Origin of the sequence: Streptomyces iakyrus, from assembly GCF_000717055.1 — a bacterium.
Classification (GTDB): domain Bacteria; phylum Actinomycetota; class Actinomycetes; order Streptomycetales; family Streptomycetaceae; genus Streptomyces; species Streptomyces iakyrus.
Map to the genome: position 1 here is coordinate 63497 of NZ_JNXI01000037.1, position 24303 is coordinate 87799.

Consider the following 24303-nt stretch of genomic DNA (forward strand, 5'->3'; position numbering starts at 1 on the left):
TGTGCCCGTCGGGGGGTTCTTCGCCGTTGTCCGGTCGGGTGCCGGACGTCAGCTCGTGCGGAGGTACTGCGGTGCCGGTGGTTCCGACTTCTTCGCATCCTTGCCCAGTGTGGCCGACAGCCATTGGTCGTACGACGCCTGCCAGCCGTTCCCCGTGTCCTTGCGGTAGTCCACCAGGATCTGGTTGACCCGGCGTACCAGATCGTCCGCGTCCTTCTTCATCGCCACGCCGTAGTACTCGGCAGTGAAGGCGTCACCCTTGAGCTGGACCGTCGGATCCTGTGCCGCCTGGCTCGCCGCGAGCGCGCCGTCGGTGACCACGGCGTCGACCTCGCCGAGCTGGAGCCGCACCAGGCAGTCGAGTTGGTTCGGCACGGTGGTGGAGATGTCGGTACTGGCCGGGAGGCCGCCGTCCTTCTTGTCCGCCTCCAGCGTGGAGTACGCGGTGGAGCCCGCCGCCGTGCAGATCCTGCGGCCGGCGAGCGTGTCGTCGTAGCCCTTGACGGGGGAGGACTTCGGGGCCAGGACCTGCTGGCCCGTCTTGAAGTAGGGCGCGGAGAAGGCGACGTCGGCGATGCGGTCGCAGTTGATCGTCATCGTGCGGACGACCATGTCCACGCGGCCGTCCTTGATGGCCGGGATGCGCTGGTCGGTGGGGATCGCCTTGAACTGCACGGCGTCCGGGTCACCGAGTATGTCCTCGGCGATGCGGTGGACCAGGTCGATGTCGAAGCCTTCGAGCTCGGCGGTCTTGCCGCTGTTGGGGTTGCGGTAGCCCCAGCGGTAGCTGTTCTGGTCGACGCCGACGATCAGTTTGCGCTTCTCGCCCTCGCGGTTCTTGATCGCCCGGATGGTGTCGCCGTCGGCGGAGGAGGGGGAGAGGGTCTGCTTCTCGGGGGCCTCGCAGTCCTCTTCCGCCGCCGTCCGGGCGGTCTGGGTGGTCGCGGTGGTGTTCTGGGCGGACGTCGTGTCCGTGGTGAGCGGCAGGCAGAGGGCCACCAGCGCCACCAGGGCGCACACGACTGCCATCGCGGTCACTCCGCCCCAGCCCCTGAGCGCGTCTCGCACGGTCGTTCCTCCCTTCGCCCCCGGCCCGTTCACCGGTACTCCGAGAGCCTGCGGCCGATGCCCAGGACCGAGCCGGCGGCGCCCAGCACCGCCAGGACGGCCGCGCCGGCCGGCATGCCCGTCAGCGCGTCGAGGCCGTCGCCGGCCGCGCGCTTGAACTCCGTCTCCTCGTGCGCCAGTGCCGTGCGCAGGTTCTCGTCGACGCTGTCGAAGCACTCGCCCGTCGCGCCCTTGGTGCCGATGACCCTGTCCAGCGCCTGCTGGTAGTTGCCGTTCTCGTCCTGCTCGCGGGCCGCGGTGTGGCGCTTCTTCCACTCCGTCATGTTGCCCACGGCGGCGGTGACGGGGCGCTCGCCCGAGGTGTCGTCGGCGAGCTTCTCCGCTGCCGCCAGGTGTGCGGCCAGGGCCTTGATGTCCCTGCCGAAGTCGTAGTCGTAGGCGTCGTAGGTGTCTTCGCCGATCTTCTTCGTCTCGGCGCCGCGGGCCACCAGGGTCAGGTTCTCGTTGCCCCGGGCCTTGAGGGAGGCGATGCGCGCGTCGTGCAGGACGTTCAGGGAGCGGACGCCGTGGTCGTAGGAGTCGTCCAGGCTCGCGCGGGCGATGGTGTGGCCGACGACCAGCCAGAGGAGGACGACCGTGGCCGTGGCCGTGGCGGCGACCAGGCCGTGGTTCAGGACCCTGTTCGTGCGCTGGTAGTTGCGGTGCTGGGCCCATGCCAGGGCGGCCAGGGCGGCGACGCCGAGGGCGATGGCGGCCCAGGGGTAGGGAGTGGCGCTCGCGTAGTCCGAGCTGAGGCGCTGGTTCTCCTTCTTGTAGAGGTCCTCCGCCGCCGGGAGCATCTCCTTCTGCATCTTTTCGTTGGCGTAGCGCAGGTAGGCGCCGCCGACGGGGAATCCCTGGCGGTTGTACGTGCGGGCGCGCTCCACCAGGCCCTTGTACTCCGGGAGGAGTCTGTTGAGTTCGGCGATCGTCGCCGTGGACGGGGAGCCCGGTTCGGCGTTGGCGGCGGCGTTGACGAGCTTCTCGGCGGCCGTGCGGATGTCCCGCTCGTAGCGGTCGCGGGTGGCGGCCGACTCCTGGCCGCCGGCGAGGAAGCCGCTGGAGGCGGCGGTGTTGGCGTCCGCGAGCGAGCGGTAGATGTCGGCGGCGTCCGAACTGAGGGGCTGGCTGCGGGTGAGGACGTCGTCGGCGGCGGCCGCGCGGTCGGTCATCTGCCAGGCGGTGACGGCGCCGAAGGCGATGACCAGGAGGGCGAGGAGGGCGCCGATGATGCGCAGGCGGCCGGGTTCGGTGGTGGCGGCGGCACGGAGCTGGTCGAGGCCTTCGGCGAAGGCGGTGCGGCGGGGCGCGGCCGGGGGCGCAGAGGGCACCGGGGTGTTCTCGGGGGGCCGGGCCGGGGGTGCCGCCTGGGCCGGGACCGCCGGCAGGACGGGCAGGCCCGGGCCTGGTGGTGGCGGGCTGCTCTTCGGCGTGTACGTCACTGTGACCTCCCCCATGGTCATCCGTCGCCGCAAGTATCGCTGCCGGGACTGACATCCGCACCGGCCTTGCCCTGATCTTGATCGGATCGCAGCGTGGAGCGTGCCTCGCGCCCCCTTGCACCACCCCTTGCTCAGGAACACGTGCGGGGAGGTGGTTCGGTTCCCGTGGGTGGGGGCGCGCCTTCGCCTTCCGCCGGGTGGTTGGGCCGGGGCCGCGCCGGGGGGTGTCCGTCCTCGGAACGGCGCGATGGGCCCCCATACCGACTGACTGGCGTTGACGCGCCAACCGCTGCGGGCGGACACCCCCCGACACGTCCCCTGCTCGCCGTACGCGGGTGCGGGTCCGCGCCGCCTGCGGGCATGCGTGTGCTCCCTCGCGCGTGCCCACTCTGTCCAGGCCCAGCAGCGCCGCCCCCAGCACCGGGCTCGCCGTCACCACCTGGGGGACCGCCTTGGGAGCGCGCTCCGTGAGCAAGTGGGTGATGTGGTCGTTCAATTGGGGATGACGGGCCGCCAGGACGCCGCCGCCCAGGAGGACCGGGGTCTCCTCGGACAGGAGGTCCAGGCGGGTCAGGGCGACGACGGCCATGGCGACCACCTCCTCGGCCTGGCGTTCCACGACCGCCCGGGCGACCGGGTCACCGCCGGAGGCCGTCGTGAAGAGGACCGGGGTCAGCTCGTGGCGCCGGAGGGGCGGGATGTCCTCCAGGTGCAGGGCCTCGATCAGGGCGTACACGGTGGGCAGGCCGAAGTGGGCGGGGAGGGTGCGGGCGAGGGCGGTGGGGGCGCCGCGGCCGTCCTCCGCCCGGGAGGCGTGCCAGAGGGCCTCCTCGGACAGGCCCCAGCCACCGCCCCAGTCGCCCGAGACCCGGCCGAGGGCCGGGAAGCGGGCGGTGCGGCCGTCGGGGCGCATCCCCACGCAGTTGATGCCCGCGCCGCAGACGACCGCCACGCCCCGAGGTTCGGTGACACCGGCCCGCAGGATCGCGAAGGTGTCGTTGCGGACGGTCACCGTCGTGCCCCATGAGCGGGCGTGCAGCGCCGTGGCCAGTTGCTCCTCCTCGACGGGGAAGTCGGCGTTCGCCAGGCACGCCGAGACGTGGGTGACCGAGGTGAGCCCGGCGGTGGTGAGGGCCCGTGTCACCGTCTCGGCCAGGTCGTCCATCGCCCTGTCCACGCCCACGGCCGGCGGACGGAAGCCGCCCCCGCGTGCCGTGGCCAGGACCTCTCCGTCCGCCGTCACGATGGCGACATCGGTCTTGCTGTTGCCCGCGTCGATGGCGAGGACGGTCAGGCCCACGCGAGGTGCTCCCGGTTGTGTGCGATCAGCCGGTCGGTGAGCGTCTCGGCGTACGCGTACTGGCCGATGAGGGGGTGGGAGAGGAGGGCGCGGAAGACGCGGTCCCTGCCGCCGTTCAGGGCGGCTTCGAGGGCCAGGTGCTCGTAGGCGGTGACGTCGGCCATCAGGCCCGCGTAGAGGGGGTCGACCGGGTGTACGGGGAGGGGGGTTGCGCCCTTGGCGCCCACGGCCGCCTGGACCTCGATCACCGCGTCGTCGGGCAGGAAGGGGAGCGTGCCCCGGTTGTACGTGTTCACCACCTGGTACGGCGTGCCGCCGCCGCCCAGCAGGGCCGCGGCCAGGTCCACCGCCGCCTCCGAGTAGAAGGCACCGCCCCGCCCGGCCAGCAGCTCCGGCTTCTCGTCCAGCGCCGGGTCGGCGTACAGGGCCAGCAACTCGCGTTCCATGGCCGCCACTTCGGCCGCCCGGGACGGCTTGGTCCGCAGCTCCCGTACGACTTCGTCGTGCGCGTAGTAGTAGCGCAGGTAGTAGGAGGGGACCACGCCCAGGGTGTCGAGCAGGGGGCGGGGCAGGCGGAGGTCGGCCGCGATCCGGTCGCCGTGTTCGCCGAGCAGCTGCGGCAGGACGTCCTCGCCCTCCGGGCCGCCCAGGCGTACCGCCGTCTCCCAGGTCAGGTGGTTGAGGCCCACGTGGTCCAGGTGGATCTCGCAGGGCGCGACCGACAGCAGCGCAGCGAACTTGCGCTGCAGGCCGATCGCCACGTTGCACAGGCCCACCGCCTTGTGGCCCGCCCGGAGCAGGGCGCGGGTCACGATGCCGACCGGGTTGGTGAAGTCGATGATCCAGGCGTGGGGGTTGGTGCGGCGGACGCGGTCCGCGATGTCCAGGACGACCGGGACCGTGCGCAGGGCCTTCGCCAGGCCGCCGGCGCCCGTGGTCTCCTGGCCCACGCAGCCGCATTCGAGGGGCCAGGTCTCGTCCTGCTGACGGGCCGCCTGGCCGCCGACGCGGAGTTGGAGGAGCACCGCGTCCGCGCCGTCGACCGCCTCGTCGAGGTTGTCCGTCGTGGTGATGCGGCCCGTGTGGTCCTGGCGGGTGAAGATGCGGCGGGCCAGGCCGCCCACCAGTTCCAGGCGGTCCTGGGCGGGGTCCATCAGGACCAGTTCCTCGATGGGCAGGGTGTCCCTCAAGCGGGCGAAGCCGTCCACGAGTTCGGGGGTGTAGGTCGAGCCTCCGCCGACCACGGTGAGTTTCACTGAGGGGTCCCTCGCTTCCAGGCGCCCGGGACGACGATCATCGGCCGGGGGTCCGGGGGTTGGCCCCCGGGGAGATGCTGCATGTACGTCTAACCCTTTACTCCGGTGAGCGTGACGCCCTCGACGAACGCCTTCTGGGCGAAGAAGAACACGAGGATCACGGGGGCCATGACCAGCACCGTGGCGGCCATGGTGAGGTTCCAGTCGGTGTGGTGTGCGCCCTTGAACGACTCCAGGCCGTAGGAGAGCGTCCAGGCGCCCGGGTTCTCCGAGGCGTAGATCTGGGGGCCGAAGTAGTCGTTCCAGGCGTAGAAGAACTGGAAGAGGGCGACGGCGGCGATGCCCGGTTTGGCCATCGGGAGGACGACCTTCAGCAGGGTGCGCAGGTCGCCGCAGCCGTCCACCTTGGCGGCGTCCACGTACTCGTCGGGGATCGTCGTCAGGAACTGGCGCAGCAGGAAGATGGAGAACGCGTCGCCGAACGCCATGGGGATGATCAGCGGCCAGAGCGAGCCGGACAGGTCCAGCTGCTTCGCCCAGAACAGGTACATCGGGATGATGATCACCTGCGGCGGCAGCATCATCATCGAGATGACCAGCATCAGGGCCAGATTGCGGCCGCGGAAGCGGAACTTGGCCAGGGCGTAGGCCACCGGGATCGAGGAGATCACCGTGAGCGCCGTGCCCAGGAACGCGTAGAGCAGGGTGTTCCGCCACCAGGTGAGGAAGCCCGGGGTGTCGAAGACCCTCCGGTAGTTGTCCCACTCCCAGGTGTGCGGGATCAGGTCGCGGCTGAGCGCCTGGCTGTCGCTCATGAGGGAGGTGAGGAAGACGAAGACGAAGGGGAGGGTGAAGAAGAGGGCGGCCGCGATGCCCAGGGAGTGGATCGCGATCCATTCCAGCAACGCCCTTCGGTGGGCCGTGCGTTTGGCGGGGGAAGGCGGCGCCTTCAGCTCCAGGGGCTTGGCGAGTACCTGCGTCATCGTTCACCTGCCTGGATCAGTCCGCCCTTGCGGCGCATCAGGAGTGCCGTGAAGGCCATGGAGAGGGCGAAGAGGACCAGGGCGACCACACAGGCCGAGCCGTAGTCGAAACGCTGGAAGCCCAGGTTGTAGACGAGTTGGGGGAGGGTGAGGGTGGACTTGTCGGGGTAGCCGGGCTCGAACAGCGTGCCCGCGCCCTGGATCACACCCGAGGCGACCTTCCCGGCGATCAGGGGCTGCGTGTAGTACTGCATGGTCTGGATCACGCCGGTGACTACCGCGAACATGACGATCGGCGAGATGTTCGGGAGCGTCACGTAGCGGAAGCGCTGCCAGGCCGTCGCGCCGTCCAGTTCCGCCGCCTCGTACTGCTCCTTGGGCACGTCGAGCAGGGCGGCCATGAAGATGACCATCAGGTCGCCGATGCCCCACAGGGCCAGGAGGGTCAGGGCCGGCTTCGACCAGGCCGGGTCGTTGAACCAGCCCGGGGCCGGCAGCCCGGTCTTCTCCAGGAGGGAGTTGACCGGGCCCGTGCCGGGGTTGAGGAGGAAGGCGAAGGCCATGGTGGCCGCCACGGGCGGGGCCAGGTACGGCAGGTAGAAGAGGGTGCGGAAGACGCCCGTGGCCGTCTTGATCTTGGTGATCAGCAGGCCCACGCCCAGGCCGAAGGCGACCCGGAGCGTGACCATGATGGCGACCAGCCACAGGGTGTTGCGCAGGGCGGGCCAGAACAGGGGGTAGTGCTCGAAGACGTACGTCCAGTTCTTCGCGCCGCTCCACACCGGTGGCCTGAAGCCGTCGTACCGCATGAAGGAGAAGTAGACGGTGGAGACCAGGGGGTAGGCGAAGAAGACCGTGAAGCCGATCAGCCAGGGGGAGAGGAAGGCGAGGGTGCGCAGGGCCGAGCGGCGGTGTTTCGCCCGCAGCGTGTAGGTGCTCATGGTGCCCGTCACCTACTTCGCCTGCGCGATGTCCGTGTCGATCTGTGCCGCCGTCTTCTTCAGACCGGCCTTGAGATCGGTCGCCTTGCCGCTTTCGTAGTCGTAGCCGAACTGCTGGATCGTGGTGAGGTAGACGCCGCCGTTGACGGAGGCCGGGGCCGTGGTGGAGTCCGGGTTGGCGGCGATCTCCAGGAACGTCTTGAAGCGCGGGTCGTACGTCAGCTTCGGGGACTTCAGGGCCGCCAGCGTCGAGGGCACGTTGTGGATGGCGTTGGAGAAGTTCACCACCGCGTCCGTGTTCGTGGTCATGTACTTCACCAGCTCCCAGGCCGCGTTCTGCTTCTTGCTGGTCGCGGCGATACCGGCGATGGTGCCGGTGATGTAGCCCTTGCCGTACTGGTCGGCCTGATCGTCGGGGACGGGCAGCGGGGCCACACCGATGTCGAACTTCGGCTTGGCGTCCAGGGCCATGCCCAGACGCCACTCGCCGTCGAGCTGCATGGCGACCTGGCCGGTGTGGAAGGGGTGCCTGGGGCCCCACTCGTCGCCCAGGCCGGAGCGGTAGGTCTCCAGCTTGCGGTAGCCGCCGAGTGCGTCGACCAGCTTCTTCTGCAGCGTGAAAGCGGCCTCGAAGGCCGGGTCCTTGGCGACGTTCGACTTGCCGTCCTTGTCGAAGTACGTGGGGGAGAACTGGCCGAGGTAGTGCTCGGTGGTGGTCTCCCAGCCGTGGTAGTTCGGCATGAAGCCGAGCTGCTTGTACGTGTCGCCCTGGGGGATCGTCAGCTTCTGGGCGACCCGCTCGAATGCGGACCAGGTCTTCGGCGGGGCGGTGATGCCCGCCTTCTTGAACGCCGTCTTGTTGTAGTAGAGGCCGTAGGCGTCACCGAGGAGGGGGACCGCGCAGCGGTTGCCCTCGAACTGGGTGTACTCGTTCATGGCCTTCGGGAAGGTCTTCCGAGGGTCGATGCCCGACTTCTCGAAGAAGGGGTTGAGATCCACCAGGGCGCCCGAGGAGCAGAACTTGCCGACGCTGTTCGTGGTGAACGACGAGATCACGTCCGGGGCCTTGGCGCCGCCGGCGCGCAGGGCCTGGTTCATCTTGTCGTCCGTCATGTTGCCGACGACGTCGACGTGGATGTTGGGGTGCGCCTTCTCGAATCCGGTGACCAGGTCCTTGACGGCCTTCACCTCCGACGGCGCGCTCCAGGCGTGCCAGAAGGTGACGGTCGTCTCCTTGGAGGCGTCGTCGCTCGCGCCGGCCTGCGGCCGGCCGGTGCAGGACGTGGCGAGGAGGGCGATGGAGGCGGAGGCGGTGAGAGCGATGGCGGCTTTTCTGGAGATTCCGGGCATGGCTGGGCTCCCTGAGACACGGGGGAAGAGGAGAGGAAGGGAAAGGCGGGAGGGGGGTGGGGTCAGCGGGAGGTGTCGAAGACCTCGTCGCGTGTCGTCGCGAGCGCGCTCTCCAGCGCGCCGCGCAGCACGGGGTGTTCACGGACGTCGCCCACGACCAGGCGCGGGCGGGACGCGGCCAGCTCTTCCAGCTCGGCCTGCACGAGGGCGCGCAGCGGCTCGCCGCCCGAGGTGAGGGACGCGCCGCTCAGCACGACGAGCTCGGGGTCGAGGACCGAGACCAGGGAGGCCAGACCGGTGGCCAGCCGGGTCGCGTAGGTCCGCAGGAGGTGCCGGTGGGCGTCGTCGTCGGCCTGTGCCGCCCGGGCCAGCAACCGGGCGGCGGCCTCGGCGTACGGGCCCTGCGGGATGTCCTCGATGCCGAGTTCGCGGGCCAGGCGCGGGACGGCCTGGGAGCCGGCCAGCTCCTGGTAGCCGCCGCTGTTGGCCTTGGTGACCTGGCGGACCAGAGGGGTGCCCGGCACCGGCAGGAAGCCGACCTCGCCGGCGCCGCCGGTCCAGCCGCGGTGCAGCCGGCCGCCGAGCACCAGGGCGGCGCCCAGGCCCTCCTCGTTCCACAGCAGCACGAAATCCGCGTGGCCCCGGGCCGCCCCGAGGCGCTGCTCGGCGAGCGCGACCAGGTTGACGTCGTTCTCGTACTCGAACGGCATCGGCAGGGCGGCGGCGAGCTCCTCCAGCAGGGTGGGGGAGTGCCAGCCGGGGAGGTGGGAGGCGTAGCGCAGCCGTCCGGTGGTGGGGTCGAAGGCGCCGGGGGTGCCGATGACGAGGCGGTGGACGTCGTCCCGGGCGAGACCGGCCGCCTTCAGGGCTCCGTCGAGGGCGTCGGTGACCTGCTGGACGACCGGGGTGCCGGTGCGCCTGCCGGGGGTGGGCAGTTCGAAGCGGCCGACCGTGCGGCCGGTGATGTCGGCGACCGCGGCGAGGATCCGCTGGGGGGTGACGTCGAGCCCGGCGGCGTGGCCGGCCGCCGGATTGACCTCGTAGAGCTGGGCACTCGGGCCCGGTCGGCCTTCGGTGGTGCCGGTGGCCAGGACGAGACCCGCCGCCTCCAGCCGGGACAGCAGCTGGGAGGCGGTCGGCTTGGACAGGCCGGTGAGCTTGCCGATCCGGGTGCGGGACAGCGGTCCGTGCTCCAGCAGCAGGTCCAGGGCGGCCCGGTCGTTCATGGCGCGCAGGACGCGCGGGGTGCCCGGCGTGCCGGCGGTTCCTGCCATGCGTGTCCACACCTGCCCTTCGGCTGTTCAGCTTCTCAGTGATCAGGCGGGGAAGTCCATCGGACGGCCGTTCCCGGATCACTGTTAGGAAAGTTTCCTACCGGTGGGGAGGAAGGTAAGCCCGGTGCCGCACGGCCGTCAATAGGGGACGCCCTGTCGTCATCCGGACATGCCAGAGGGCGGCACCCGGAGAACCGGATGCCGCCCTGTGCGTGAGGCGGTGCCGCTACTTCGTGGTGCTCGTCGGCGCGGGCGGTGCGAGCGGGGACGCCGCCGCCGACTGCGGGGACGTCGCGTTCGCGTACACCGACGGGGCGGCCATCCCCGCCGTCGGGTCGGCGGGCTGCTCCTCCACCGGGGCCGTGGCGCCGCCGACGATCCGGATGCCCGCCGCGTCGAAGGCCCGCTTGATGCGCCAGCGCAGCTCGCGCTCCACGGTCAGGGACTTGCCGGGCATCGTCTTGGCCGTGACGCGCACGACCATGGAGTCCAGCAGCACGCTGTCCAGGCCGAGGACCTCGATCGGGCCCCACAGCAGCTCGTTCCAGGGCTCCTCGGCGCCCATCTTCTCGGCGACCTCGTCCAGGGTCGCCTTCACCCGGTCCAGGTCCTCGCCGGAGTGGACCGTGACGTCGACGTTGGCCGTCGCCCAGCCCTGCGAGAGGTTGCCGATGCGCTTGACCTCGCCGTTGCGGACGTACCAGATCTCGCCGCCCTCGCCGCGCAGCTTGGTCACGCGCAGGCCCACCTCGATCACCTCGCCGGAGGCGACGCCCGCGTCGACCGTGTCGCCGACGCCGTACTGGTCCTCCAGGATCATGAAGACGCCGGACAGGAAGTCCGTGACGAGGTTGCGGGCGCCGAAACCGATCGCCACACCGGCGACACCGGCCGAGGCCAGCAGCGGGGCGAGGTTGATCTGGAAGGTGCCCAGGATCATCAGCGCGGCGGTGCCGATGATCAGGAACGACGCCACCGAGCGCAGTACGGAGCCGATGGCCTGCGAGCGCTGCCGGCGGCGTTCGACGTTGACCAGCAGCCCGCCCAGCGCGCTGCCGTCCACGGACTGCACGGTCCGGTTCATGCGGTCGATCAGCTTGGTGATCGCCCGGCGCACGAAAACCCTCAGCACCGCGGCTATCACCACGATGAGCAGGACCCTGAGGCCGATCGCGAGCCACGTCGACCAGTTCTGCTCGACCCAGCCGGCGGCGTTCGTCGCGCTCTCCTGGGCGTCCTGGAGCGAGGGCACTCTCGGAGTCTGCGAGTCCGAGGGGGTCGGCGACGGCGACGGACCGGCGGCGAGCAGGACGGCGTCCGCAGGGGACAAGGACACGGCAGGTACCTCCAGGTGCAGCGGTCTGCCCCGGTGCGGTGGTTCGCGGGGTCAAGGTCACGGCTGGGTCACCGAAGGGGCAGAACCACCACACTAACGGGGCATTGTGTGTGCTTCGGCAGGATGTGTGAAGGAGAGACCGTGCTCACCTGGGCTTGAACAGGCCATGGTCCGGGGGATGAATCAGATGTGGTCGAAAACACTCCCAGCCCGTTACGGGGACATGGTGGCGCTTCCACCAGGCATGAGGGGAGACTGGCTACGAATCGTCCCGGCGCGAGCCACGCGCCGCCGGCGTCCAAGGAGGCATCCGTGCCGCATGTCCTGGTCCTCAACGCGTCGTACGAGCCACTAGGTGTCGTACCGCTCCGCCGCGCGCTCGTCCTCGTCCTCGAGAACAAGGCCGTATGCCTCGAGGAGTCCGGCGCCTATCTGCACAGCGCGACCGTCACAGTCCCCGCACCCAGCGTGGTCCGGCTCAAGCGATTCGTCCGGGTTCCCTATCGGGGGCCCGTTCCTCTGACCCGCCGGGCGCTGTTCGCCCGCGACGGGGGCCGGTGCATGTACTGCGGTGGCGTCGCAACCAGCGTCGACCACGTCATCCCGCGCAGCCGCGGGGGCAAGCACGTCTGGGACAACGTGGTGGCGTCCTGCCGTCGCTGCAACCACGTGAAGGCCGACCGGCACCTCTTCGAGATCGGCTGGCGGCTGCGCCACAAACCCGCCCCGCCGTCCGGCCTGGCCTGGCGCATCATCGGGACCGGCCACAGGGATCCGCGCTGGCTGCCGTACTTGCAGCCGTACGGCGCGGAGGACGCCATGGCCCGGATCGACGGCATTTCCGCCTGACGATCCGGGCCTTCGCATGCCCGGGGTGCGGCCGGTCAGGTCCGGGGCCCCTCCGGCCGCGCCCCGCGCACGGCGTAGAGGGCGGTGCCGGCCACGAAGGCCGCGCCGGCCGCGAGCCAGGCTCCCGGCTGGGGGCCCGGCTGCATCGGCCACGCCCACACCGTGACCGCGGGGCCGCGCACCCCGCTCGAGGCCAGCACCACCGAGCCGACATAGCAGAACGGCGGCAGCCAGCTCAGGCGGGCGCCCAGCACGACGGACGCGGCGGCCGTGACGCCGACGCAGCCCAGAGTGTTGCGGATCATGGCCGGAGGGCCGAAGGTGGTCGCGTCCCCGAGCACGGCGAGCGGCAGCAGTGCCGCCGCGAGCGCGGTGAGGGCCAGCAGCTGGGTCAGCCGCCGCGGCCACCAGGGACGTACGGCCGTCCGGTCCAGCTCGTCGGAGGGGGTGTGCAGGCTCACTCCGATCACCGCGGCGGCCAGCAGTGGGGACAGGGCCACGATCGGCGCCCGCTGGTCGGTGTCGAGGTAGGTGTCCATCCGCTCCGCCGCCCACACCGCGAACCCGACGGTCCCGGCGAGCGCGGCGAGGGTGCGGGGAACGGTGCGGGAGCGGGCGTAGAGGAAGCCTCCGAAACTGCTCACAGCGCCGGCACCCCCCTCGCGTCGCAGTCGCCCGCCGTTGCGAAGTACGCCGACAGCCACGCCCGCCGCTCGTCCTCGTCCATCGCCGTCAGCCGGGCTCGCGCCGCCAGCCGCCGCCGCAACTCCGCCCGTTGGGCCTCGTCACCGGCGGCGTCGTGCTCGTCGAACGTCTTCTCCATGGGGCTGGGCGCCAGATAGTGGGTCACCGCGTCGTCGGCCGTGTGCACCCGCGCGTCAACCGCCCCGCAGTCCATCCGGTCCTGCAGCGCCTGCACGGCCTCCCAGGCGTACTGCCCCGGATCGGTCAGCCGCCCCCGCACCACCGACCAGCCCAGCGGCACCAGCATCGGCAGTTCCGCCTCGTCCCGGCCCGGGCGGCCCGGCCGGTCCTCGAACCGCACCGGCACGTTCCGCACTCCCTCCAGGCGGCCGGTGATCCCCGACAGGGCGGCCGTCACCTGCGGCAACAGCTTCTCGTACCGAGCGTTGACGCAGATCTGGGGGCTGGTGGAGGTGCCGCACACCTGACGGCTCCCGGCGGGGTTGGTGCGCCACACCCCGTCCCCGGCCTGCACCAGCAGCGCGCCCGCCGCCGTCGCCGCCGCCAGTGGCAGCAGGGCCGTGTACCGGCGCCGGGCGGTGTGGGCCAGCACCACGGCCGCCGCGAGACCCGCGGTCCACAGCGTCACCGCCGCGGGCTGCCACGCGACCGGCACCGTGTCCGTGCGGACCGGGAACGCCGGGTTCAGCAGGCGACCGGCCCCCTCGCGGACCGTCGACGATATGCCCAGGACGACATACCCGGCCAACGCCAGCAGCGGCGTCGCCAGCCGCGAGGCGACCACCCGCCCCACGACCTGACCTGCCACCGCTGCCGCCGCCGCCGACGCCAGGTCCGCCGGCAGCAGATCGAAGTAGGGCCGGTCACCGGTGGCGTACGGCCAGGTGGCCAGCAGCGCGCCCGCCGCGGCGGCCCCGTACCCGGCGGCCGTCCACAACGCGACCGGCAGCGCCGCCACCACGAACCGGGCCAGCGGCGCGCGCGACACCGTCCCCCACAGTTCCTCCGTACGACGCCGGCGCTCCCGCCCGCCCTGCCAGCAGCCCGCGGCCGAGGCCAGGGGAAGGACGATCAGCATCCCCTCGTGCAGCCGTGACCGGGTCTCCGTCCAGCCGCCCTGCCACTGCTCGGCCGACCCCGCCAGCAGCACACCGAGGGTCAGGAAGACGGCCGCTCCGGCCCAGGGCGCGAAACCGTGGACGGCTTCGGCGCGCAACGGGTGCGGCGCCCGGCGCGGGCGGCCCGTGCGCCGCGGCGTGGTCCGCCGCTCCGACACGAGGGTCATCGCGCCGCCTCCCCGAGGGCCGCTGCCTGGCGCGGCCGGGCGCGGTGGGCGCGCAGCGCCGCCGTGTACCCGCGCTCGATGGGGTTGTCGCCGACGCAGTCCGTGGCGTCGCCCAGCGCGGCGAGGGAATCCGGGGTGCCCCGGTAGGCGACCCGGCCCCCCTCGACGAGGGTGACCTCCGTGCAGGCAGCCGCCACGTCCTCCACCAGGTGGGTGGAGACGATCACGGTCGAGGAGGCGCCCAGTTCGCGCAGCAGTTCACGGAACTCCACGCGCTGCTCCGGGTCCAGGCCCGCGGTCGGCTCGTCGAAGAGCAGCACCCGGGGGTCGTTGACGATGGCCTGCGCGATGCCGACGCGGCGGACCATGCCGCCGGACAGCGTGCGCACCTTCGCGTCGATGCGGTCGGCGAGGCCGACGCGGGCGACGGCCCGCTCGACGGCGTTCGGGGTGACGGCCGCGGGCATCTCCTTGAGCCAGGCCACGTACGCGACGAACTCCCGCACAGTGAAGCCCGGGTAGTAGCCGAACTCCTGCGGCAGGTAGCCCATCCGGCGGCGGACCTCGCCGCGCCGCCGCTGGTCGCCGGCGTCGTGGCCGAGGATCTCCACCCGGCCGCCGGACGGTTCGGCGACCGTGGCGAGCACGCGGATCAGCGAGGTCTTGCCGGCGCCGTTGGGGCCGAGCAGCCCGTGCACGCCCGGGCCGAAGTCGAGGTCCACCGAGTCCAGGGCGACGGTCCTGCGGTGCCGGACACGCAGGCCGGTGACCCGGATGCCGACCGGCTCCGCGGGCAGGGAACGTGAGGGGTGGGAGGCCGTGGTCAACGCATCTCCAGGAAGTGGTGGGCAGGGCGGCGCGTGGCCAGCACGGCGGCGCACAGGACGGCAGCCGCCGCCCAGCCGCCCTGTGCCGGGGCGCCGTCCAGGAAGGACGACAGTCGCTCGGACAGATGTGCGGTGAGCCGTCCGCCCGGGGCGGCGAGCACCGGACCGAGCACGGCGCACAGCCAGCCGCCGCCGGTCACGGCCGTGGCCGTGCGGACGCCGATGTGGCCGGCCAGCGCCAGCGAGGCCAGCGTCAGCGCGAGACCCGGCAGCAGCCAGGCGGCGGCGCCCGGGGCGTCCGAGGACGGCAGCAGCGCCCCGGCGAGGGTCAGCAGCGGCAGGCTCACCGCCAGCACGGCGGCGGTCCGCGTCAGCACCAGCCGCAGCCCGGCCGACGGGGTGGCCGCGGCGATCTCGTGCAGCGGGTCGGCGTGCGGCCCGTAGGACAGGGCGACACCGGCGACCGGCAGGACCGGGGCGAGGGCCAGCAGCCAGGGCCGCGCGTCCGGGAGGCCGCCCGCATGGGCCAGGGCGACGGCTCCCACGGCCACCAGCAGCACGGCCGGCAGCCACGCTCCGCGCACGGCCGGGCCGGCCGCCCACAAGATGCGGGCGGGGCGCGAGCCCGGCGCCCACGGACGGGCCCGGTGCGCCTTCCGCGCCGCCGCCGGTGCGCGGGGCGCCGCCTTCGCCGCGTGCGAGGCACCCGGCCCTGCCTTGCGCGGGTCGGGGAGCACTGCCTCGCGCGTGTCGCCGAGCACCGCGTGGCGCGCGTCGCCCAGCACCGCTTCCCGGACCTCGGCCAGCACCACCCCCTCCGCCGTCCCGCGCACCGCCCGCGACACACGGGCCGCGCAGGTGCCGCAGCACTCCAGGTGCTTCTCCAGCGACCAGGCGTCCGACTCCGGCAGGGAGCCGTCCGCGTACCGGGTGACGAAGTGCTCGGGCGCGTGCCAGCCGGTCATGCCGGGCCTCCCATCGGCGACGGGCTCACCTGGGCGAGGGCCGCGCGCAGTTCGGCGCGGGCGCGCATCGCCCGGGACTTGACGGTGCCCTCGGGTATACCGAGGAGCCGGGCGGTTTCGCGGGTGGTCAGCCCGTCGACCACCGTGGCGCGCAGCACTTCGCGCAGCTCGGGCGAGATCCTGTCGAGGGCGGTGCCCACGTCGCCGTACTCCAGCCCCGCCAGCACCCGGTCCTCCGCGGACGGCGCGGACGCCGTCGGCCGGCAGTCGTCCCCCGCCTCCTCCATCGGCGCCGTCCGCAGCCGCGCGGTCCGCTGCTGCACCCGCCAGGCGTCGACCAGGCGGCGCGCGGCGATCGTCCACAGCCAGCCGCCGGCGTCCTCGCCGCGGTGCGCGTCCGCGGACCGCCACACCGTGACGAATGTGTCTTGCAGCACCTCGCGCACGACCTCCGGATCGGCGCAGCGCCGGGTCAGCCGCGCGTACAGCCATCCCGCGTGCCGGTCGTACAGCGCGGCCATCGCCGCCGAGTCCCCGCCCGCGACCGCCCGTAGCAGCGCCGCGTCCGAGTCCCCCTCGTCCGTCTCCCGGTGGCCCCCCATGGGGCGGAACAGTCTCACACCCCGTCTATCGACGGCCTCGGTGGCGCCGGTTCACGGCGCGACGGCGTACGCCTCCGCCGACCACAGCGAATACCCGTAGGGGGTGGCCCGCTTGTCCCCCTGCACGCGCACGAAGCGCACGTCCCTCTCGTCCATGCGGATGTCCTCGCGGCCGCCCCGGCTGTCCCCGACCGTGGCGGCGGTGCGCCAGCGGCGGCCGTCCGGGGACACCTGGACGCGGTAGGCCGAGGGGTGGGCGTCCTGCCAGTGCAGCGCGACCCGGCCGAGCCGCGCCGGGCGGGCCAGCTCGACCTGCCACCACGCGCCGTCCTCGGCCGGGGACGACCAGCGGGTCTCCGGGTCGCCGTCGTTCGCCGCCCGCGCGGGGAAGTCGGGCGTCTCGTCGCCCGAGGAGCGAGCGGTGCCGGAGCGGGCGAGGTCGGGGCCGCCGGTGGGCGGGACGGCCCGCACGGCGAGGGTGCGGTCCGCCCCCGCGAACCCGAGCCGGACGTCGTGGGACCGCATCGGGGTGCCGCGTTCCACGGTCACCTCGACCGGGACCTCCACCGTCGTGCCGCGCCGCACGGTCAGCTCGCCCTCCGGCACCCGGACCCGGACGCCCTCGGGTGCCTTCGCCGTGAGCCGGCCGCGGGTGTCGGCGGGGCGCAGCGACCCGAGCCGCGCGGTCAGCCGCTCGGTCCGGCCGGTCTCGACGTCCGCCCGGTCCCGGGGCAGGCCGAGGGAGACGGCGGGCGCGTCGGTGAACCAGGGGATGAGGTGGCGGACGTGGGAGGGGGCGGCTCCGGTGATCCGCAGGGCGTCGGCCCGGGCCCCGAGCCGCACCTCGGTCGCCCCGGACCCGTCCAGCCGGCCCGCCTCCCGCCAGCCCCGCCCCGGCACGTGCACCTCGACCCCGCCCTCGGTGCCCGGCTCGGTCAGGGCCGTCACGGCGCTCAGCGCCCGGGGCCGCGGGAGGCGGAGGGTGCGGCCGTCGCCGGGGTTGCGGGGCGGCTCGTGGTCGATACCCGACCAGGCCGTGTACGACTTCTGCGCCCGCTGGAGGAAGGGGTCCAGGACGTCCTTGCCGACCTGGACCGGCGCCGACTCCAGCCGGGCCCGCAGCACACCGACCCTGCGGTACGCCGCCCAGGCCGCCGCCGCGTCCCCGGAGCGCTGGGCGTCCAGCATGCCGAGCGCGGCCGTGCCCGCCTCGCCGTAGTCCGCCAGCTGCTCGGACCAGGGGCCCACCTCGGAGCCGAGGGCGGTGCCGGCCAGCCGCCGGGGCAGCTCGCGCAGCACGGTGAAGGCCTCGCGCAGCCGCCGCGCCGCGTCACCGCCGGTGTCCGCGCCGCCGGCCGTGCGGGACCGCCAGTACGCCTCGGTCAGCGGCCGCAGATACGCCGACTCCTCGTCGCCCAGGACCGACGAGGCGTCGTTGCCGGCGAGCGCGGCCAGGGCCTGCTCCCGGCGCCGGTCCCCGCCCGCGAGGTCGGCGATCGCGGCGCGCCAGGACTCCCCGGGGCGGTACGCGCGCGGGTTCCAGGCGTAGTCAGCGGCGGTGAACAGCGGGATGCGGGACGCCTCCGGCTGCTGCATCGCGTTGGCGAGCAGGGCGGCCGAACCGGTCGCGACGGCCGGCTCACGGCCCTGGTAGGGGCCGAGGAAGATGCGGCCGGGGGCGTAGTCGTTGACCGGGTAGTTGTCCATGGTGACGAGCGGGTGCCCGAAGGCCCTGCGCGCGTCGGCCAGTTCGCGGCCCGTGATGGTGCGGGGCACCACCCCGACACCCGTCCACGCCACCTCGACGCCCGCGGCCAGCTCGCTCGCCAGCGCCCGCCGGTAGTCGGTCGCGCCGTCCTCGTAGTACTCGGTCGGCATCAGGGACAGGCGCGCGGCGCCGGGGTGCCGCTGCGCCAGGTGCCGGGCCACCGCGTTCGCCACCCGGGCCTGCGCCCGCGCCGCCGCCTCGGGGCCGGAGCCGAACCGGTCGCCGTCCGCCCCGCAGTGCCACTCGCTGTAGCTGACGTCCTGGAACTGGAGCTGGAACGCCCGGAAGCCCAGCGCCCACATCGCGTCCAGCTTGCGCGTCAGCGCCCGTACGTCGTCGTCCGACGCGAAGCACATCGCCTGGCCCGGGGCCACCGCCCAGCCGAGCGTGACGTGGTTGCGGCGCGCCCGCTCGGCCAGCTCCCGGAACCCGGCCCGCTGCCGCGCCGGGTAGGGCTCACGCCAGCGAGCCTGCCGGTAGAGGTCGTCGCCGGGGGCGTACAGGTAGCGGTTCTGCTTGGTGCGGCCCATGAAGTCCAGCTGGGCCAGCCGCTGCCGGTGCGTCCAGGCGGTGCCGTAGAAGCCCTCGGTGATGCCGCGTACGGCGGTGCCGGGCCAGTCGCGGACGACGGCCGACGCGATCGTACTGTCGGGGCGCAGGAGCTGTCGCAGCGTCTGCACGGCGTGGAAGAGGCCGTCCTCGCCGGTGCCGGTGAGGGAGACGCCGTCCGCGCCCACGGACAGTTCGTATCCGCCGGCGGGGAGGGCGTGCCGGTCGCCCGGGCGGACGGGTTCCGTACGGGCGCGCACGACCAGGGCGCCCGGCCCGGGCGTGTCCGTGATCCGGCGCGCCCCGGCCTGGCGCAGCAGCTCCCGCAGGGCTGCGACGACATGGGGGTCCGCATCCGGCCCGGTGATCAGGGCGACCTCGTCCGGCACCGTCACCGGGGCGCCGTTCGAGCGCAGTGACTGCGGGCGCGGCCAGACGGAGAGGTCCGGTCCGGCTGTGTCGGGGGCCGTCCTGGCGGTCGCAGCGGGGCCGGGCGGAGCCGACATCGCGGCGGGCGGGGCCGCGAGGCTCCCGGCGACGACGGCGACCGCGAGGGCCGCGGCCCGCTTCCCACGCCGCAGTCCCACAGGCCCCCTCCAGATGCGTTCCGACCGGCACGACGAGCCCACCACCCGCCCGGTGACGGTGTCAACGAGAGTGGCCATTGTGGGGGAAATGCCGGAATCTGGAGTATGTGGAGGGGAGTGGGATGTGAGCAAAGGCACGATGTTCGGCCCGGGGCGTCTGCCTTCGCCTCGACTGGGTAGGGCTGCGATGACCCGTTGAAAGCCGTACCCGACAAGGAGGCCCCCGTGGCTGCGATGACTTTCCTTCCGCTCCCGGCCCCGTCCAAACCCGTGGCGGACCAGTCCGCCGACCTCGACGACCCCCACCATGCCGACCCCCGCTACTGCGTTTTCAGCTCCGAGAGCACCCACACCGAACTGCCGCTGACCAGCGAGCCCCCGCTGCCCGACGCCGAGCCCCTCACCAGTGAGCCGCCGCTCGCCGAAGCCGCTCCCCTGACCAGCGAGCCCCCGGCCTTCGTCCCGGACCTCACGAGGATGTAGATGACCGCACCCCGGCCGGCCGACCCGCCCTCCGAGGACCTGTCCCGCCTCGCCGCTCTGCACGGCGTCGCCACCTCCTACAGCCCGTCCCCGGACCGCTCGGTCGCGGCCTCGGCCACCGCGGTCACCCTGGCCCTGGCCGCCCTCGGCGTGGACGCGAGCACGCCCGGCGCCGTACGCGCCGCGCTCGCGGCCCGCGAGGGGGAACTGGGCGAACGGCTGCTGCCCCCGACCGTCGTCGGCTGGAGCGGCAGCCCCCCGGCCGCCCTGGCCGCGCTTCCCGGAGGAACCCGGCTGCGGATCGACACCGAGCAGGGCGAGAGCCGCGCCTCGGCGGACGGGCTCCCGCCCGGCGTCCACCGGCTGACCGCGACCACCCCCGACGGCCGCACCGCCACCGCCCACCTGATCGTCGCACCGCCCCGCCTGCCCGCCCCCGCCGGACGCTCCTACGGACTCCTCGTCCAGCTCTACTCGCTGCTGTCCCGCCGCTCCTGGGGCATGGGGGACCTCGGTGACCTCGCCGAGCTGGCCGGGTGGGCCGGACGGTCGCTCGGCGCCGGATTCGTCCAGGTCAACCCGCTGCACGCGGCCGTTCCCGGAGCCCCCACCGACCCCTCTCCGTACCGCCCCTCCTCGCGCCGCTTCCCCGACCCCGTACACCTGCGCATCGAGGACGTCCCGGAAGCCGCGTACGTCGAGGATCCCGGACGCCTGCGCGCCCTGCTGGAGAGATCCGGACGGCTGCGCGAAGCGGTGCTGCACCAGGGCGCGTTGATCGACCGGGACGCCGTGTGGGAGCTCAAGCGGGAGGCACTGGAGCTGCTCGGCGAGGTCCCGCTCGGCCCCGGCCGGCGCGCCGCCTACTGCGACTTCCTCGCCGGGCAGGGCCAGGCCCTGGAGGACCACGCCACCTGGTGCGCGCTCGCCGAGGTGCACGGCTCCGACTGGCACCGCTGGCCGACCGGCCTGCGCGACCCGCGCTCGGCCGAGACGGCCCGGGCCCGCAACGGCCTCATGGACCGGGTCGACTTCTGGTCCCGGCTCGCCTGGCTCACCGACACCCAGCTGACCGCCGCGCAGCGCGCCGGGCGCGAGGCCGGGATGCCGGTCGGGATCGTGCACGACCTCGCCGTCGGCGTCCACCCCGGCGGCGCCGACGCCTGGGCACAGCAGGAGTACTTCGCCGCCGGCATGTCCGTGGGCGCCCCGCCGGACGCCTTCAACGCCCGCGGCCAGGACTGGGGCCTGCCGCCCTGGCGGCCCGACCGCCTGGCCGCGTCCGGCTACGCCCCGTTCCGCGAGCTGCTGCGCGCCCTGTTCCGCTACGCCGGAGCGCTGCGCATCGACCACGTCATGGGCCTGTTCCGCCTCTGGTGGGTCCCGCAGGGCCACCCGCCCACCGAGGGCACCTACGTCCGCTACGACGCCGAGGCCATGCTCGCCGTCCTCGTCCTTGAGGCCTCCCGGGCCGGGGCACTGGTGATCGGCGAGGACCTCGGCACCGTCGAACCGGGGGTGCGCGAGGCCCTGCGCGAGCGCGGGGTGCTCGGCACGTCCGTGCTCTGGTTCGAACGCGACTGGGACGGCGACGGCCGCCCCCTGCCCCCCGACGGCTGGCGCGCCGACTGCCTGGCCACGGCCACCACCCACGACCTGCCCTCCACGGCCGCCCGTCTCACCGGCGAGCACGTCGAACTGCGCGACAGCCTGGGTCTGCTGACCAGGCCCCTGGAGGAGGAGCGCGCCGAGGCCGCCGCCGACGTGGGGGAGTGGCTGTCCGCGCTCTCCCGGCTCGGCCTGCTGCACGGCACGGGCGGCGGTGGCGACCCGTCGTCGGAGGAGGCCCAGATCCAGGCCGTCCACCGCTTCCTGCTGCGCACCCCGGCCCGCATGGTCGGCGTCTGGCTCCCGGACGGCGTCGGCGACCGCCGCCCGCAGAACCTGCCCGGCACCTGGGACCAGTACCCGAACTGGCGCCTGCCGATCGCGGACGCGCAGGGGCGTCCGGTGACGCTGGAGGACCTGGCGGCCTCGCCGCGGCTGCGCGCGCTGATGGAGGTGCTCAGGGGCGACGGGCACGAGGCCGGGGAGCACGAGGCCGGGGAGGGTGGGCCGTGAGGCGAGGGCCTCTTACGGCACCCCGGGCGCGCGGCCCCGGTCGGCGTTGGATATTTTGACACCGTGGACAAGAAGAACGCCCTGCGCGCCGGCGCCCTGGCAGCCGGTACGACGCTGATGATGCTGCTCATGTCGTCCCCCGCGAGCGCGCTGACCCGCGACGACGGTGACGACCCCGGCCCGGGCCTGAGCGTCATCGAGACGCTGGGCCTCTTCGTCGTGGCCCCGATCGCGCTGTACCTGGTCATCCACGCACTGGTGGTGATCGGCGACAAGTCGCACAAGAAGAAGGACCCGACCAGCTCCAACATCGCCACCAAGGCCGAGGCGAAGAGCGAAGTCAAGGCCTGATCCGCTTTCCTCTTCGAGGGCGCCGTTGCGACATCCGCGACGGCGCCCTCGTCGCGTTAGCGCCGGTCCGCCCCGGCCAGCAGGTCCCGCAGCAGACCGGCCAGCTGCCCGGCCCGTTCCGCGCCCAGGGCGGACAGGGCCTCCGTCTGCACCGCGAGCCCCGCCCCGACCGCCTCGTCGACCAGCGCGAGGCCCTCATCGGTGAGCGTGACCTGCAACCCGCGCCGGTCGTGCGGGTCGGGGGAGCGGCGCAGCAGCCCCGCCCGCTCCAGCTTGTCCAGCCGTCCCGTCATGCCGCCGGTGGTGAGCATCAGCGTCGCGGAGAGGTGCCGGGGCGAGAGCGTAAAGGGCTCGCCGGAGCGGCGCAGGGTGGCCAGGACGTCGAACTCCCCGCGTGAGATGCCGAATTTCGCGTAGGCCTGGCCCACCCGCTCGCCGATCGCGTGCGAGAGCCGGTTGATCCGGCCGAAGACCTCCATGGCGGTGGTGTCGAGGTCGGGCCGGACCGTCGCCCACTGGCCGATGATCGCGTCGACGGGGTCCTTGCGCTGCTCCGGGCGTTCGCTCATGCCACGAGTATCGGCCGCCTCTCGGTGACCTGCAAGAAAGTAGCTTGACTGAGAGTTGCTTAGCGGTAAGCTACTTTCTGCCGACCTACTTCGAAGGGTGCTTCCCATGGCCATTTCCCGACCGGCCCTCATCACCCTCACCGCCCTCGCGCCCGTCTCCTGGGGCACGACCTACGCGGTCACCACCCAGTTCCTCCCGCCCGACCGCCCCCTGTTCACCGCCCTGGTGCGCGCCCTGCCCGCCGGGCTGCTGCTGCTCACCCTCGCCCGGGTGCTGCCGCGCGGCGCCTGGTGGTGGAAGGCGGCCGTGCTCGGCGCGCTGAACATCGGCGCCTTCTTCCCGCTGCTGTTCCTCTCCGCGTACCGGCTGCCCGGCGGCCTCGCGGCGGTCGTCGGCTCGGCCGGGCCGCTGTTCGTGGCCGGCCTCTCGGTCCTGCTGCTCGGGCAGCGGCCGTCGGCGCGCACGCTGGTGACCGGGGCCGTGGCCGCGTTCGGCGTCAGCCTCGTCGTCCTGAAGGCGGCCGGGTCGCTGGACACGCTCGGTCTGCTGGCGGCCGTCGCCTCCACGGCGTCGATGTCGACCGGCACCGTGCTCACCCAGCGCTGGGGCCGCCCCGAGGGCGTCGGGCCGCTGGCCCTCACCGGCTGGCAGCTGACCGCCGGAGGCCTGCTGATCGCGCCGCTCGCCTTCCTGGTGGAAGGCGCGCCCCCGGCGCTGGACGGCCCGGCGCTCGGCGGCTACCTCTACCTCGCCGTCGCGAACACCGCCCTCGCGTACTGGCTGTGGTTCCGCGGCATCGGCCGCATGACCGCCACCCAGGTCACCTTCCTCGGCCCGCTCTCCCCGCTGACCGCGGCCGTCGTCGGCTGGGCGGCGCTCGGGCAGGCGCTGACGCCGGTGCAGCTGGTCGGCATGGGGCTGGCGTTCGGGGCGACGGTGGCGGGGCAGTTCGTCACCCGGCCGCCGCGAAAGCCCGGCCTGGCCGGGGGGAACGTCCGCGGTGGTGCGGTGGGGGTGCGGGGCGGGGTGTTGCGGCGGTAGGGGTGGGTGTCGCGCCGTATCAGCTCCTGGCCGGCGTCGTCCGGCTCTCGCGGCCGACCGGCGTGGCCGGGGGGAATGTCCGGGGTGCTGCGGTGGGGGTGCGGGGCGACGGGCGTTGCGGCGGTAGCCGGGGGTCTCCGGCCGGAGTGGCCCCCGGGCCGGTCTCGCCCGGCCCTCGCGAATCCCCGGCCCGGAGGAGCGCTGCGGCGGTACCGGTCGGCTCGACTGCCCATCGGCGGGCCGGCTACCGGTCGGCTCGCCCGCTCGCCCGCTCGCCCGCTCGCCCGCTCGCCCGCTCGCCCGCTCGCCCGCTCGCCCGTAGGCCGGGGTGGGTGGGGTCGGCCGGAGCCGCTCTCGGGTCGGCCGAGGGCAGACGCAGGGGCGCCCGGCATCGGCCGGGCGCCCCAGCCGCTGGTGCGTGGCCGGCTATTCTCCGGCCGCCGCGTCCGCCTGCTGCGCCCGCAGGGCCCGCTTGCCCGCTTGGGAGGGGGACCGGAGCGACCGGAACGACCGCGGCGGTCAGCGCGGGAGCCGCGGCGGAGACCGTGGGGGCTTCCGCCGCGACAACGACCGAAGCGGCAACCCGGGTGGGCCGAGGGCAGGCGAAGGGC

At 73.5% G+C, this 24303-nt stretch carries 20 protein-coding genes and 1 pseudogene; 5 read left to right on the top strand and 16 right to left on the bottom strand.

Translation table 11 applies throughout. The annotated features are described in order from the left end of the window. Positions 1–48 precede the first annotated feature (48 nt). The 9 genes and pseudogenes from OO68_RS38875 to OO68_RS38915 form a co-directional block, all read right to left on the bottom strand. A complete protein-coding gene (locus OO68_RS38875; RefSeq protein WP_051814985.1) occupies positions 49–1029 on the bottom strand; it encodes a glutamate ABC transporter substrate-binding protein in 981 nt (326 codons plus the stop codon). A 68-nt stretch (positions 1030–1097) separates the two neighbouring features. Further along, positions 1098–2549: a GlnX family signal transduction membrane protein gene (locus OO68_RS38880; RefSeq protein ID WP_033314193.1), complete on the bottom strand. Its 1452-nt coding sequence runs from the start codon at positions 2547–2549 to the stop codon at positions 1098–1100. A gap of 364 nt (positions 2550–2913) precedes the next feature. Then, a pseudogene (locus OO68_RS44945) lies at positions 2914–3849 on the bottom strand (N-acetylglucosamine kinase); the annotation flags it as partial. Then, positions 3840–5105 (bottom strand): 6-phospho-beta-glucosidase, encoded by a 1266-nt coding sequence (locus OO68_RS38890; RefSeq protein WP_033314195.1) that lies wholly within the window; start codon positions 5103–5105, stop codon positions 3840–3842. The pseudogene OO68_RS44945 and the gene OO68_RS38890, both read right to left, overlap by 10 nt. 89 nt (positions 5106–5194) lie before the next feature. After that, positions 5195–6088 (bottom strand): carbohydrate ABC transporter permease, encoded by an 894-nt coding sequence (locus OO68_RS38895; protein ID WP_033314196.1) that lies wholly within the window; start codon positions 6086–6088, stop codon positions 5195–5197. After that, positions 6085–7029: a carbohydrate ABC transporter permease gene (locus tag OO68_RS38900; RefSeq protein ID WP_033314253.1), complete on the bottom strand. Its 945-nt coding sequence runs from the start codon at positions 7027–7029 to the stop codon at positions 6085–6087. Before OO68_RS38900 ends, OO68_RS38895 begins: the two co-directional genes overlap by 4 nt. Before the next feature lie 12 nt (positions 7030–7041). After that, positions 7042–8379 carry an ABC transporter substrate-binding protein gene (locus tag OO68_RS38905; protein ID WP_033314197.1) on the bottom strand — a complete coding sequence of 446 codons (1338 nt, stop codon included), beginning with the start codon at positions 8377–8379 and terminating at the stop codon, positions 7042–7044. A gap of 62 nt (positions 8380–8441) precedes the next feature. After that, the gene (locus OO68_RS38910) at positions 8442–9653 is read right to left on the bottom strand and encodes an ROK family transcriptional regulator (protein ID WP_033314198.1); all 1212 of its coding nucleotides are present in this window, start codon (positions 9651–9653) and stop codon (positions 8442–8444) included. 226 nt (positions 9654–9879) lie between these two features. Beyond that, complete coding sequence (locus tag OO68_RS38915) at positions 9880–10989, bottom strand: mechanosensitive ion channel family protein (RefSeq protein ID WP_078625762.1); 1110 nt, start codon at positions 10987–10989, stop codon at positions 9880–9882. A 312-nt stretch (positions 10990–11301) separates the two neighbouring features. On the opposite strand from OO68_RS38915, the gene OO68_RS38920 reads away from it, so the two are divergent. Further along, positions 11302–11838, top strand: a complete 537-nt coding sequence (locus OO68_RS38920) for an HNH endonuclease (protein WP_033314199.1) — start codon at positions 11302–11304, stop codon at positions 11836–11838. 35 nt (positions 11839–11873) lie between these two features. Here OO68_RS38920 and OO68_RS38925 read toward each other — a convergent pair whose 3' ends face one another. The 6 genes from OO68_RS38925 to OO68_RS38950 are packed head-to-tail and all read right to left on the bottom strand — an operon-like array spanning position 11874 to position 19126. Further along, a complete protein-coding gene (locus OO68_RS38925; RefSeq protein WP_033314200.1) occupies positions 11874–12482 on the bottom strand; it encodes a hypothetical protein in 609 nt (202 codons plus the stop codon). Beyond that, complete coding sequence (locus OO68_RS38930) at positions 12479–13828, bottom strand: hypothetical protein (RefSeq protein WP_033314201.1); 1350 nt, start codon at positions 13826–13828, stop codon at positions 12479–12481. Before OO68_RS38930 ends, OO68_RS38925 begins: the two co-directional genes overlap by 4 nt. Next, complete coding sequence (locus OO68_RS38935) at positions 13825–14655, bottom strand: ABC transporter ATP-binding protein (RefSeq protein WP_245237393.1); 831 nt, start codon at positions 14653–14655, stop codon at positions 13825–13827. Before OO68_RS38935 ends, OO68_RS38930 begins: the two co-directional genes overlap by 4 nt. Continuing rightward, the gene (locus tag OO68_RS38940) at positions 14652–15620 is read right to left on the bottom strand and encodes a zf-HC2 domain-containing protein (protein WP_033314202.1); all 969 of its coding nucleotides are present in this window, start codon (positions 15618–15620) and stop codon (positions 14652–14654) included. Before OO68_RS38940 ends, OO68_RS38935 begins: the two co-directional genes overlap by 4 nt. After that, the gene (locus OO68_RS38945; protein WP_033314203.1) at positions 15617–16222 is read right to left on the bottom strand and encodes an RNA polymerase sigma factor; all 606 of its coding nucleotides are present in this window, start codon (positions 16220–16222) and stop codon (positions 15617–15619) included. Before OO68_RS38945 ends, OO68_RS38940 begins: the two co-directional genes overlap by 4 nt. A gap of 51 nt (positions 16223–16273) precedes the next feature. Next, positions 16274–19126, bottom strand: coding sequence for a glycoside hydrolase family 84 protein (locus tag OO68_RS38950; protein ID WP_033314204.1), 2853 nt, complete (start codon positions 19124–19126; stop codon positions 16274–16276). Between the two features lie 225 nt (positions 19127–19351). On the opposite strand from OO68_RS38950, the gene OO68_RS38955 reads away from it, so the two are divergent. From OO68_RS38955 to OO68_RS38965, 3 genes are all read left to right on the top strand, one after another. Further along, positions 19352–19609: a hypothetical protein gene (locus OO68_RS38955; protein WP_033314205.1), complete on the top strand. Its 258-nt coding sequence runs from the start codon at positions 19352–19354 to the stop codon at positions 19607–19609. Continuing rightward, positions 19610–21730, top strand: coding sequence for a 4-alpha-glucanotransferase (malQ, locus tag OO68_RS38960; protein ID WP_033314206.1), 2121 nt, complete (start codon positions 19610–19612; stop codon positions 21728–21730). 63 nt (positions 21731–21793) lie between these two features. After that, entirely contained in the window at positions 21794–22081 is a 288-nt protein-coding gene (locus OO68_RS38965) for a hypothetical protein (RefSeq protein ID WP_033314207.1), read from the top strand. A gap of 56 nt (positions 22082–22137) precedes the next feature. On the opposite strand, the gene OO68_RS38970 is transcribed toward OO68_RS38965, so the two are convergent. Further along, positions 22138–22650 (bottom strand): MarR family winged helix-turn-helix transcriptional regulator, encoded by a 513-nt coding sequence (locus OO68_RS38970; protein WP_033314208.1) that lies wholly within the window; start codon positions 22648–22650, stop codon positions 22138–22140. A 106-nt stretch (positions 22651–22756) separates the two neighbouring features. On the opposite strand from OO68_RS38970, the gene OO68_RS38975 reads away from it, so the two are divergent. After that, positions 22757–23692 carry an EamA family transporter gene (locus tag OO68_RS38975; RefSeq protein WP_033314209.1) on the top strand — a complete coding sequence of 312 codons (936 nt, stop codon included), beginning with the start codon at positions 22757–22759 and terminating at the stop codon, positions 23690–23692. The last annotated feature ends 611 nt before the right edge of the window (positions 23693–24303 follow it).

Excerpts from the sequence above, each read along its gene's own strand:
- OO68_RS38875 (WP_051814985.1), bottom strand. The coding sequence starts at position 1,029 with ATGGCAGTCGTGTGCGCCCTGGTGGCGCTGGTGGCCCTCTGCCTGCCG.
- OO68_RS38910 (WP_033314198.1), bottom strand. The coding sequence starts at position 9,653 with ATGGCAGGAACCGCCGGCACGCCGGGCACCCCGCGCGTCCTGCGCGCC.
- OO68_RS38975 (WP_033314209.1), top strand. The coding sequence starts at position 22,757 with ATGGCCATTTCCCGACCGGCCCTCATCACCCTCACCGCCCTCGCGCCC.
- OO68_RS38940 (WP_033314202.1), bottom strand. The coding sequence starts at position 15,620 with ATGACCGGCTGGCACGCGCCCGAGCACTTCGTCACCCGGTACGCGGAC.
- OO68_RS38895 (WP_033314196.1), bottom strand. The coding sequence starts at position 6,088 with ATGACGCAGGTACTCGCCAAGCCCCTGGAGCTGAAGGCGCCGCCTTCC.
- malQ (WP_033314206.1), top strand. The coding sequence starts at position 19,610 with ATGACCGCACCCCGGCCGGCCGACCCGCCCTCCGAGGACCTGTCCCGC.
- OO68_RS38930 (WP_033314201.1), bottom strand. The coding sequence starts at position 13,828 with ATGACCCTCGTGTCGGAGCGGCGGACCACGCCGCGGCGCACGGGCCGC.
- OO68_RS38905 (WP_033314197.1), bottom strand. The coding sequence starts at position 8,379 with ATGCCCGGAATCTCCAGAAAAGCCGCCATCGCTCTCACCGCCTCCGCC.
- OO68_RS38945 (WP_033314203.1), bottom strand. The coding sequence starts at position 16,222 with ATGGGGGGCCACCGGGAGACGGACGAGGGGGACTCGGACGCGGCGCTG.
- OO68_RS38900 (WP_033314253.1), bottom strand. The coding sequence starts at position 7,029 with ATGAGCACCTACACGCTGCGGGCGAAACACCGCCGCTCGGCCCTGCGC.
- OO68_RS38970 (WP_033314208.1), bottom strand. The coding sequence starts at position 22,650 with ATGAGCGAACGCCCGGAGCAGCGCAAGGACCCCGTCGACGCGATCATC.